Consider the following 2,164-nt stretch of genomic DNA (forward strand, 5'->3'; position numbering starts at 1 on the left):
CGAGCGTGCGGGTGCGGTTTTAACGGGTCGTTTCGAGGGTCGGGCAGTGTGACGATGGCCGGCTCGTCTCGGGTGCTCGCTCGACCCCACGGGTCCGCCGTCAGCACCGACCGAACCCGCCGTTCGACACCAGCCACCTAGACCGCTTGTGAAATGGGCGCGATAACGCCGCTCCCGCTTGCGCTCGTCGCACGAATGCCCTGCTCATGAATCCATCGGCGTCGGACAGCCCTGCGTTCTCAGGCGGGAAAGCTGATGTTCCCTCAGGCGACCGGCCGACCCCTGTCTGTGAGGGCGGTGTGGGCTGCACTTGTCGGCCTGAAGCCGTCAAGCGCGTTGCAGGGACGATGACCCGAGAAGGTCGGAGCTGGTTCGAAACCGTGCGAAACCAACCAGCGCAGTCCAGATATGTCCGTTCCGTACCGGTGTGCCGTCCAGACGGTCCTCCTGGATGCAGCTACTCCACTCTCGACCGAATCCCGTCCGGGAGATCCGGAGATCTTCGGAGCCAGTCTCGCCGGACTGAGCAGCCCGCAGTGTCACTGGCCGCTCGTCAGAACGGTGTTTCGTACGGGACGCTCGGTGCTCGCCCGACGTCGTTCAGACAGCGGCTGCGGACGTTGCTGCGTCGTCGGGGTGGCCCGAGTTGTTTCGACGCCGGTGACCTTGCATGAAACCGAGGAGTTCGGTCGCTGCGAGAACAACGAAGAACTGACCGACTGCGACGCCCGCAACGGTGGCTGAGGCAGCGGTGTCGGCGTGGTAGCTCACCGCAAGCCCGAGGACCACGGCCAGCCATCCGAACACGACGGCGACCACCATGGCGACTGGCACCCGGCGCACCAAGAGCACTGCGGTAGCAGGCGGAGCGACCAGGAACCCGAACACGAGCAACGTTCCCACGACCCGAAAACTTGCCACGACGGTCAACGACAGCAAGATCAACATCGCGATGTGCGCAAAGCCTGGGCGCAGGCCCAGCGTCGCTGCTTTGTCGGCATCGATCGATAGTGCCAAGAAGGGTCGGTGGCCGACGACGACACCGACCACGGTGATGACCAATGCAATCGTTCCGAGCACGAGTTCGCCTCGACGCACCCCGAGGACGTCACCGAAGAGGAACCCGTTGAGATCGCCGGCGAAGGAGTTCTGACGGCTGATGATGACCACACCGAGTGCGAGCATGCCGACGAACAGCAGTCCGATCCCGGTGTCGTCAGACAATTTCGTCGTGCGGTGCACGAGGTTGATGCCCAGCACCATCACGATCGCGCTCGCCGCCGCCCCGAGGGTGAGGTTGAACCCCCAGACGACTGCGAGCGCGATGCCGGGCAGTACGCCGTGGGCCATGGCGTCGCCGAAGAACGCCAGACCTCGGATGACGACCCACGTACCGATCAACGATGTCATCGTGGCGGCCAGCAGCCCCCCGAGAAGGGCCCGGCGGGTGATCTGCGAGCCGAAGGCGTCGAGGAAGAAGTCGATCATCGTGGCCAAGTCTCGCGCTCCCCGGTCAGGAGGAGAGAGCGGTCGCGATCAGATCAGCGTTCGTCTGCATCATGCCGATGTAGGTCTCGGCACCAGAGCCGTCCTCGCCGAGGCTTTCGCTGAATAGTTCGACCACTTCCACCGCACCGCCGACCTCGTCAGCGATCGCGTCCGCAAGGTTCGACGATTGGGTCGTCTCACCGAAGATCGCCTGGATGCCCTCGGCCTCGATCACTTCGACGAGTTCGTCGAGGTCGGACGCCGACGGCTCGGCGTTGGTGGTCAGCGATGGGATGATCGCCCCGACGACTTCGAAGTCGAACCTGTCGGCGAAGTAGCCAAAGACCTCATGATTGGTCACAATCACGCGTTGAGCCTCGGGGACCGCCGCGAGCGTGTCCTCCATCGCAGCGTCGAGACTCGCCAGCTCGGCAAGGTAGTTGTCGAACGACGTGGCGAGAGCTTCTGAATCGACGCCAGCGAGACCAGCCACGACCGGCTCGAGCGCTTCGACTGCGGTGATGATGCGGGTCGGATCGGTCCAGATGTGCGGATCGCCGCCTTCCTCATCCGAATGCTCCTCGCCTTCCTCATCCGAATGCTCCTCGCCTTCCTCATCCGAATGCTCCTCGCCTTCCTCATCCGAATGCTCCTCGCCTTCCTCATCCGAATGCTC

Annotated in this window: 2 protein-coding genes; both read right to left on the bottom strand. The window is 63.9% G+C overall.

The features are described from left to right. Nucleotides 1-600: 600 nt before the first annotated feature. On the bottom strand, nucleotides 601-1,488 hold the full coding sequence (gene aztB / locus ACH2EI_RS15445) for a zinc ABC transporter permease AztB (RefSeq protein WP_395153590.1): 888 nt from the start codon (nucleotides 1,486-1,488) through the stop codon (nucleotides 601-603). Between the two features lie 25 nt (nucleotides 1,489-1,513). Then, nucleotides 1,514-2,164, bottom strand: a 651-nt coding sequence (locus ACH2EI_RS15450; RefSeq protein ID WP_395160683.1) for a metal ABC transporter solute-binding protein, Zn/Mn family, incomplete at its 5' end; no start/stop codon positions are given.

The organism is Ilumatobacter sp., from assembly GCF_041688325.1.
Taxonomy (GTDB): domain Bacteria; phylum Actinomycetota; class Acidimicrobiia; order Acidimicrobiales; family Ilumatobacteraceae; genus Ilumatobacter_A.